At 28.9% G+C, this 5482-nt stretch carries 4 protein-coding genes; 3 read left to right on the plus strand and 1 reads right to left on the minus strand.

Features of this window, described 5'->3' with window-relative positions; genetic code table 11:
• Positions 1–511: 511 nt before the first annotated feature.
• Together HNQ00_RS16140 and HNQ00_RS16145 are read left to right on the plus strand one after the other, a co-directional pair.
• Positions 512–1366: a hypothetical protein gene (locus HNQ00_RS16140; protein ID WP_173839536.1), complete on the plus strand. Its 855-nt coding sequence runs from the start codon at positions 512–514 to the stop codon at positions 1364–1366.
• Positions 1367–1552: 186 nt separating this feature from the next.
• Positions 1553–3271: an AIPR family protein gene (locus HNQ00_RS16145; RefSeq protein ID WP_173839537.1), complete on the plus strand. Its 1719-nt coding sequence runs from the start codon at positions 1553–1555 to the stop codon at positions 3269–3271.
• A 147-nt stretch (positions 3272–3418) separates the two neighbouring features.
• On the opposite strand, the gene HNQ00_RS16150 is transcribed toward HNQ00_RS16145, so the two are convergent.
• Positions 3419–3589, minus strand: coding sequence for a hypothetical protein (locus HNQ00_RS16150; protein WP_173839538.1), 171 nt, complete (start codon positions 3587–3589; stop codon positions 3419–3421).
• An 882-nt stretch (positions 3590–4471) separates the two neighbouring features.
• On the opposite strand from HNQ00_RS16150, the gene HNQ00_RS16155 reads away from it, so the two are divergent.
• Positions 4472–5254 (plus strand): DNA-3-methyladenine glycosylase I, encoded by a 783-nt coding sequence (locus tag HNQ00_RS16155; RefSeq protein WP_173839539.1) that lies wholly within the window; start codon positions 4472–4474, stop codon positions 5252–5254.
• Positions 5255–5482 lie beyond the last annotated feature (228 nt).

A 5482-nucleotide genomic window follows, 5' to 3' on the forward strand; every position in this document is an offset into this window, starting at 1 on the left:
ACCAGGATAAACATCTAATTTTAATGGAAAAATTAACAGCATAATTAATAATCGAAATTTAGAATAATACTCTTGTTTTATAGGGGTCAAAACAGAAATGAGTTTAAAAAAAGCTTTTATTTATAATTTTGTCGGAACAATTTTATTCGGAATATTAAGTATATATTCGGAAAATAAAGAAAATGGACTAAATTTACTTGGAATGTTTTTAGTTTTTATAACTTGGATAATTTTATTTTCAACTTATTACATTGTAAAACTTGAAAGTTTCAAAAACCAAATAATAAATTGGACAAAAGAATAGCGGAAAAAGAAAAAACGAACGCACAACAGCGGTTTGCAAAAATGGCGAGATATGTGGTAAATTCACGTTTATCTTTCGCAAGAAATTTTATCTTAGCCGAAAATAATCGGTTACGAAGTTCGCCACTTCTGCAAGCCGCGACACGTTGGGCGACATACTACCAAAAATCGTAAATAAAGAACTGAAATACAGAAAAATAGAGATTTAATGGACAGTACTACAAAAAATAAAATTGGAGAATTCATTTGCGGAGACGAAAAAAAAAAATATCCAATTTACAGAAGTTCATTTTTTCTAACAAGGTTTTTTCAAGAAATTGGAATTAACGCAACACACGATGGTTCATCGAGAAATAAATGGGCTCAAGAAATTATTTCTAATCTCAATGGAACTGATTTACAAAAAGTAATTTTAAGATTAGTATCGCCAAAATTATACGGTGGAGATAGAGAGCAAATTAAACTTGCTCTTATTACAATGAATGAAATTTTAGCAGTTGAAAGTTTAAAAGTAATAATTGAAAATATTGAACCGAAATTAATCAAACAGGCTCCAAATTATAACTTTTCAGAAAAAACAGAAGAAAGAGAACTAAAACCTCTTCCTCCACCAAATTTTGACAAATTAAATCTTGAATTTGGACTCGCTGAAATTTTACAAAAACGTTGGATTGAAGTTGAAAGTTGTATAAAGGTTAATGCAACGGTAAGTGCGGTAATAATGATGGGAAGTATGTTAGAAGGTTTTCTTTTAGGAATAATGCAAAAGAAACCACAGTTAGTAAACCAAGCGAAAAGCGCGCCGAGAAAAGATGAAAAAGTAAAAAACTTTTCAGAATGGAGTTTAAATGATATGATTGACGTTGCTCACGAAATTGGTTGGATTCAATTAGATGTCAAAAAATTCAGTCACGCCCTAAAAGATTTTAGAAATATAATACATCCGTATCAACAACTTGTTTTGAAAACAAATCCTGATATTGATACTTGTAAAATATCGTGGTTAGTTGTACAAGCAACTTTTAATGATATTGCAGATTGGTTAAATAAAAATGATAAATAAGAAAGTACGTCGCCCAACAGCGGTTTGCATAAATGGCGAAATATGTGGTAAAATCACGATTATCTTTCGCAAGAAATTTTATCTTAGCCGAAAATAAACGGTTACGAAGTTCGCCACTTCTGCAAGCCGCGACACGTTAGTTGCTATATTACCAAAAAAAAACGAAAAAACAAGAAAAAATTAACAATGAGTAATAACAAGATCATATTAGAAGGTTGTATTAAAATATTTAAAGAATCAAACGAAATAGAATTAAACGAAAGTGAAGTTTTTGAATTATTCTCACTTTCACAAATCCATAAAGATAAAAACATCACATTTGAAAATATTGTTGACTCTATTGTTGACGGAGGAAATGATGGTGGAATTGATTCAATAATGGTATTTATAGATGATGAATTCATTGAAAGTATTGATGACGTTGAACAATATACTTTTTCTAACAAAACAAACACAAAATTTATAATTACTCAATGCAAAAAAGAAAATTCATTTAAGGAGAATCCCATAGACAAACTTATTACAACTATTCCAATACTTTTGGATCTTGAAAAAAATGAAACTGCTTTATTGAGTAGGTTTAATTCTGATGTTATTGCACGTACATTAATTTTAATTGAGGCGTGGAAAAAAACGGCAATAAGTGGTGGTAGTATTACTTTAGAATATATTTATGTTGCAAATGCTGTTGAAGTTCAAGTAAATCAAGTATTCAAACAAAAGGTTGATCAATTAATAGATATTACCAAAAAAGTTTTATCAATTAAAGAAATTCAATTTGCGACATTTAGTAGTAAAGAATTATTAGAATTATATCAAAAGCAAAAATCAAATAGATTATCTATAGAATTTAAAGATAGACCATTGACTACTGAATTTAATAATAATGGAATCGGCTATATAGGAACCGTTAAACTTGCTAACTACAAAGAATTTTTAAAATCAGACTGTGGAGAAATTAGAGATGATCTTTTTGAAAGTAACATTAGACATTTTCAAGGTTTAGTTGATGTAAACAAAAAAATAAAAAATACTGTTGAAAACACAACCGAAGAAGACTTTTGGTGGTTAAATAATGGTATTACAATAATTGCAGAAGAACCAAAAGAAGTTGGAAAAAAATTATCAATTGAAAATATTCAAATAGTTAATGGCTTGCAGACTTCGTATTCAATTTTCAACAATCACGATGGAGATGAAAATGACAATAGATCTGTTTTGGTTAAAGTTATTATTAACAACAACAAAGAAACAACAGACAATATAATTGCTTCTACAAATAGTCAAAATCCAGTTTCTCCAACATTATTAAGAGCTACCGAGCCAATTCAAAGAAATTTAGAACTCTTTTTTCAAAACGAAGGCTATTATTATGATAGACGAAAAAATTATTATAAAAATCAGGGAAAACCTGCTACTAAAATATTCAGTATTCAAGCTACAGCACAATCAATCGAATCTATAATTTTTGATAATCCACATTCTGCAAGATCTAATCCTACTACATTAATAAAAAATGAAATCAATTATAAACGAATATTTGATGAGAATAAGAATTTTAAAGCTTATTTAAATTCTTGTTTGATCAATTCAAAAACACATAATTTTTGGCTTAAACATAATGATATATCGATAAAATCAAAAACATCAAATTTCAAACTTCATTTATGTTGTATTTTAGTAAAAACTTATTTCAAAAAAAGAAATGTAAATTTTGACGAATTAACAACCTTAAACCTTAATCTTTTAGACCAAAATATTTTTGATGAATCAATAATATTTTTAAATTCAAATGTAGAAAGTTTTTTAAAAGAAAACGAAGGAACAAATTTGATAAATATTGCAAAATCAAAAGACTTTACGGAATATTTATTCACTAAAATTGCAGAAAAATACAGCAACTAACAGCTGTTTTGATATAGCTGGAATCTAGTGGAATTACCGTTTCGCATCAAGTTTTCGTTAAGCCGAAAGTTGAACGGTTACGAACTTCCAGCCATCTCAAAGCAGCGAAACGTTAGCATCTATGCTACGATTTCGTTTTATAAGAAATTATTCAATAAAAACTATCTCGCTTAATTTTATGAAAAGAAAAACTTTACCGTCTTGGTCGCTAAATATTTGAAAATCGGAACAACCTTTTGTTATGTTCTTTTTTAATATTTCGGCAGTTTCTTGTAATACTTTTAATGTTGTTCCGTTTTTAAAATGAATTGTCATCATGTTTTTTAGTTTAAAAACCCGCACCAATGCTAACAGTCGTTTGTATCAATTTGCGGATTCGGTTTATAATTAATATTTTCGTTTTTTAAGTACTTCTGTAGTAGCCGAAAGTACTCAGTTATTAAGCCGCAAACGGCTACAAGCGACAGGACGTTATAGGGCATATTCGCGGCGTGAAAATCAGAACTTTATAGCAACTAATCAATATTGTTTTTCTGCTGTTTTTTACGAATTTTTTATTTTTTTAAAGCGTTTTATCTGCTTCACTCCTCTTCTTTTTTTTTAAAGCTTTTTTTTATCATTTTTGACTTTTTCTTTTAATTTTTTTTGAAAGTTTATAATCTGCTTCACGCCTCTTCTTTTTTTTTAAAGTTTTTTTGTTTTTTTTTATCATTTTTGACTATTTCTTTTTATTTTTTTGAAAATTTATAATCTACTTTACTCCTGCTTTTTAAAGTTTTTAAGAACTTAATCGAAAACTATAACGGATTATTTCGTCAATTTTGGAATCTATACACTGCGCCGCTTCGCATCCGCAGTTCGAAATTGCAAGTATGGAAACGCAAAACCGAACTAAGTCAATTGTAAAAGTTTAGAATTTATAAATTTGAGTTTAACCTGGAACTTTTTAAGGCGTCGCTTCGCTTACGCTTTTTAATATAGAAGCGTTTAGCAGAACTTAATCGCTTTTGGAAATGGATAAACGTTGTGTCAAAAAATACGCCCTATAACAGCGGTTTGCAAAAATGGCGAGATATGTGGTTAATTCACGTTTATCTTCCGCAATAATTTTTATCTTAGCCGAAAATAATCGGTCACGAAGTTCGCCACTTCCGCAAGCCGCGAGACGTTGTGCGTCATACTATTGCGACACGAAAAGAAATGGAAGAAAAGGAAATTTTATACAGAAAAATAGATTTGTTGATTGAAACAATTGACAACTATAAGAACGAACCAAGCTTTGTAATTGAAAAAGACAGAAGACAAAATAAAATCGTTTCTGATTTTAAGAATGATAATGAAATCCTAAAAACTTTTGCTTATTTAATTGCATATAGTCAAAATGCAAATTCTGAATTAGTTGAACAAATTTTGAAATCTGGAAATTATGACAAAGCTTTTGAAAATTTTGAAATTGAAAAAGTTATAAAACTAAATCCTTGCGATATTGCAGATGACTTTTGGGAAAGTATAAAAGGAATAAGACAACAAGGAAAATTATTCCATATTGTAACTTTAGCAAGAAAAATAAAAAAAATCGGCTCATTTCATAAATTGTTGAATGAAATAAATATTCCGAAAGAAATCAAAACAGAAACTGATATTGAAAACTTTTGGAGCGGTTTTAACAAATTGCAAAAAACATTAATAGAAATTAAAATTCCTTTTTTTCAATCAACAACTTCGTTGTTGCATTTCTTATTAGAAAGCGGTTACGATTGTGTTAAACCTGATTTAGTAGTAATGAAAGTTGCTGCAAAACTACAATTTGTAGATGAAAAAACTGGAGACAAAAACTTTAGAAAAGCAGTTAGAGTAATACAAGAATATTCTTTAAATAGAAATATAAGGCCAACAATTGTAGATTACTATTTCTTAATTGACGAAGGACAACTTGGAGCAAAAAAATACGTGAAAGAAGAATTTTATAAACGGAATAAATAAAAGTACGAACGCACAACAGCGGTTTGCAAAAATGGCGAAATATGTGGTAAATTCACGTTTATCTTTCGCAACAAATTTTATCTTAGCCGAAAATAATCGGTTACGAAGTTCGCCACTTCTGCAAGCCGCGAACCGTTGGCAGAAACATTGCCACGAAACAGGAGAATTCAAAAATTTAACAGAAAATAATTATAATTTGAAATGAAAAAAATAATATATGTAATCTGT

It is taken from the genome of Flavobacterium aeripolare (genome assembly GCF_013294025.1).
GTDB lineage: Bacteria > Bacteroidota > Bacteroidia > Flavobacteriales > Flavobacteriaceae > Flavobacterium.